4 protein-coding genes are annotated in these 3,587 nt (G+C 66.7%); 3 read left to right on the top strand and 1 reads right to left on the bottom strand.

Going from position 1 to position 3,587, the window contains the following annotated elements; genetic code table 11:
- A partial coding sequence (locus tag AB0O34_RS36375) for an FHA domain-containing protein (RefSeq protein WP_363923486.1) occupies window positions 1-645 on the bottom strand: 645 nt, incomplete at its 3' end.
- Window positions 646-827: 182 nt separating this feature from the next.
- Here AB0O34_RS36375 and AB0O34_RS36380 point away from each other — a divergent pair.
- The 3 genes from AB0O34_RS36380 to AB0O34_RS36390 all read left to right on the top strand — a co-directional run bounded on the left by AB0O34_RS36380 (window position 828) and on the right by AB0O34_RS36390 (window position 3,540).
- Window positions 828-1,949, top strand: coding sequence for a citrate/2-methylcitrate synthase (locus AB0O34_RS36380; protein ID WP_363923488.1), 1,122 nt, complete (start codon window positions 828-830; stop codon window positions 1,947-1,949).
- The gene (locus AB0O34_RS36385; RefSeq protein WP_363923490.1) at window positions 1,936-2,220 is read left to right on the top strand and encodes a DUF3017 domain-containing protein; all 285 of its coding nucleotides are present in this window, start codon (window positions 1,936-1,938) and stop codon (window positions 2,218-2,220) included. Before AB0O34_RS36380 ends, AB0O34_RS36385 begins: the two co-directional genes overlap by 14 nt.
- Before the next feature lie 102 nt (window positions 2,221-2,322).
- Window positions 2,323-3,540, top strand: a complete 1,218-nt coding sequence (locus AB0O34_RS36390; protein WP_363923492.1) for an NADP-dependent isocitrate dehydrogenase — start codon at window positions 2,323-2,325, stop codon at window positions 3,538-3,540.
- Window positions 3,541-3,587 lie beyond the last annotated feature (47 nt).

Below are 3,587 nucleotides of genomic sequence, written 5' to 3' on the forward strand. Positions count from 1 at the left end.
CCACGACGGCACCACGAGTAGGGTCGGCGTAGAAGCCGAAAGCACTTGGGAGGGATGCGGGGGGACCACCGGTGTGGGGCGGACCAGGCCGAGGGCGACGACCTCGTTGGCCAGCCTTGTGCGCCGGTTGATGCCCTCCGGGATGCGGAACTTCTGGTAGAGCCTTAACAGGTGCTGCTTGACGGCCGCCTCCGTCACCACCAGGTCGTCGGCTATCTCGCGCGCCGTCGCGGGCGCGACGAACGCCTCGTCGGACAGCGCCGGCCGGCACAGGGAGGTCAGCACGTCGACCTCTCGCCTGGTCAGTTCGGGCGCCGCCGCGCGGCGCAACTCGACTTCCGGGGCGAAATCCTCCCTTGGCACCCCGCCGACCCGACAGCGAGCCGCTCCGAAGGAGACGACGTCGCCGTCGTCGAGCACCCTCCGGGCGATCGGCCTGCCGTTCACCCGTGTGCCGTTGCGGGACAGGCCCAGGTCAACGACATAAAGGTAGGGTCCACGGCGGATGAACTCGGCGTGCAGTCGTGACACGCTTGGATCAGCCAGCCTGACGTCGACGCCTCGGCCTCGGCCGATCGTCGTGATCTCGGGGCGCAACGGGACCACCTCACCGGTGTCCTCGACGCGTATGAACGGCCCCTCCACGGCAGTTCCTCCCCAGGTAGCCCGCCGTTACTTCCGCTACACCTCCGGCTTACCCAAACGAGGGGTTGGGGAATCGCCTTTGCCATAACGAGAATCACTGCAGAAATTGGTCTGGACCTCCTCGGCCGGTTTTACCTGCTCACAGGTAGACTTCGGACGAAGATAAGCGGAGGAAATAACACATGGCGGACAACCCCACCAAAGGCCTCGCCGATGTCGTCGCCGCGTCTACAGCGCTGAGCGACATCGACGGCAAAGCCGGTCGCCTCTTCTACCGCGGCTACGACATCCACGATCTAGCCGGCCGCACGAGCTTCGAAGAGACCGCGCACCTGCTTCAGCATGGCACGCTCCCCACGCGTCAGCAGCTGGCCGACTACGGAGCGGAACTCGTCCGAGGTCGTACCCTCGGCGCCCTCGTCGAAGCCAACATCGGCGAGATCGCGGAGAAACAGGCGCCCATGGAGGCGCTACGCAGCCTGGTCTCCCTGGCCGGCGCCGAGGACGCGGACAAGGACTCCAACGAGTCCGGCGCCAACCGGCGCAAGGCCGCGCGCCTGACGGCGCAGCAGCCCATCCTCGTCGCGCGCTACCACGCCGCACGCACCGGCGGCACCGCGCGCGAGGCGGACCCGTCCCTCAGCATCGCGGCGAACTTCCTGATGCAGATCACGGGCCGGGTGCCGGAGCAGACCGAGGTCGACTTCTTCGACGAGTGCCTCGTGCTCCACGCCGACCACACGATGAACGCCTCGACCTTCGCCGCCCGCGTCTGCGCGGCGACGCTGTCGGACATGCACTCGGCGATCGTGGCCGCGATCGGCACCCTGAAGGGCCCGCTGCACGGCGGCGCGAACGAGCAGGTCATGCGGACCCTGGAGAGCATCCCCTCGGACGGCGTGGCCCAGGCCGTACGGGACAAGCTCGCGAGCGGCGAGAAGATCATGGGATTCGGCCACCGGGTCTACAAGACCGAGGACCCGCGCGCGACTCACCTGCGCAAGATGTCGCGCGCGTTGGCCGAGGCAAGCGGGGACGACACCTACTATCGGATGTCAAAGGAGATGGAGGAGGTCGTCTTCGCGGAGAAGGGGCTGTACCCGAACGTCGACTTCTACGCCGCGACGGTCTACCACTACCTCGGCATTCCGACGGACCTGTTCACCCCGGTCTTCTCGGTCAGCAGGATGTCCGGCTGGACCGCCCACGTGATCGAGCAGCACGCCGACAACAGGCTGATCCGTCCGGACAGTGAGTACATCGGGGAGCGCGACCAGAAGTGGACACCGATTGACGAACGGTAGGGCATGGGGGCCGTACCTGCTGATCCTGGCGGGCGCGGCCGTCGGCCTCGGCGCGATCGCGATGGGCCTGCCCGCGTGGGCGGGCTCGTTGATCGTCGCCTGCTCGGTGCTCCTCGGCGCCGTGCTGCGATTGCTGGTGCCCGGTGACCGCGAGAGCCTGCTCGCCGTGCGTAACAGGCGCACCGACGCCGTCACGTACGGAGTGCTCGGCGGCGTCATGACCGTGGTCGCCCTCAGCGTCGCCTTGCAATGGCTCTTGGGTAGGCAGTAACCCCTCATGCCTCGTCCGGTAGCCTCACCCCGCCATTGCGTTCGCAAAACGACCGTTTGGTCAGCCTAGTCGTGAGAAGTTGCTAGAAGGGGAACCCCAAGCATGCCCAAGATCAAGGTAGCGGGTCCCGTCGTCGAACTCGACGGCGACGAGATGACCCGGATCATCTGGAAGTTCATCAAGGACCAGCTGATCCTGCCCTACCTCGACGTCGACCTCAAGTACTACGACCTGGGGATCGAGCACCGTGACGCGACCGACGACCAGGTGACGATCGACGCCGCCAACGCCATCAAGCAGTACGGCGTCGGTGTGAAGTGCGCCACCATCACCCCCGACGAGGCCCGGGTGGAGGAGTTCGGTCTCAAGAAGATGTGGAAGTCCCCGAACGGGACCATCCGCAACATCCTCGGCGGTGTCATCTTCCGCGAGCCGATCATCATGGCGAACGTGCCGAGGCTCGTGCCGGGGTGGACCAAGCCGATCGTGATCGGCCGTCACGCCTTCGGCGACCAGTACCGCGCCACCGACATCAAGGTGCCGGGCGAGGGCACGCTGACCCTGACCTTCACCCCGAAGGACGGCTCGGAGCCCATGGAGATCGACGTCTACGACTTCCCCGGTGGGGGCGTCGCCATGGCGATGTACAACCTGGACGAGTCGATCCGCGACTTCGCGCGCGCCTCCATGCGGTACGGCCTGGACCGCAACTACCCGGTCTACCTGTCGACCAAGAACACGATCCTCAAGACCTACGACGGCCGGTTCAAGGACATCTTCGCCGAGGTCTTCGAGAGCGAGTTCAAGGCCGAGTTCGAGGCCGCCGGCATCACCTACGAGCACCGGCTCATCGACGACATGGTCGCCGCCTCGATGAAGTGGGAGGGCGGCTACGTCTGGGCGTGCAAGAACTACGACGGTGACGTGCAGTCCGACACGGTCGCCCAGGGCTTCGGCTCGCTCGGCCTGATGACCTCGGTGCTCATGTCCCCCGACGGCCGCACGGTCGAGGCCGAGGCGGCGCACGGCACGGTCACGCGCCACTTCCGCGAGCACCAGAAGGGCAACCCGACCTCCACCAACCCGATCGCCTCGATCTTCGCATGGACGCGGGGCCTCGCCCACCGCGGCAAGCTCGACAACCAGCCCGAGGTGACCGCGTTCGCCGAGACGCTGGAGAAGGTCTGCATCGAGACCGTCGAGGCCGGCCAGATGACCAAGGACCTCGCCCTGATCGTCGGCGGCGACGCCAAGTGGCTGACCACCCAGGACTTCCTGGCGGCCCTGGACGAGAACCTCAAGAAGAAGATGGGCGTCTGACGGGCGTCCGACGACCGTGATCTAGGGCCGCCCGCCGGGTTTCCGGC

Origin of the sequence: Sphaerisporangium sp. NPDC088356 (genome assembly GCF_040685555.1) — a bacterium.
Classification (GTDB): domain Bacteria; phylum Actinomycetota; class Actinomycetes; order Streptosporangiales; family Streptosporangiaceae; genus Sphaerisporangium.

Coding starts and splice junctions, on each gene's coding strand:
- AB0O34_RS36380 (WP_363923488.1), top strand. CDS start 828: ATGGCGGACAACCCCACCAAAGGCCTCGCCGATGTCGTCGCCGCGTCT.
- AB0O34_RS36390 (WP_363923492.1), top strand. CDS start 2,323: ATGCCCAAGATCAAGGTAGCGGGTCCCGTCGTCGAACTCGACGGCGAC.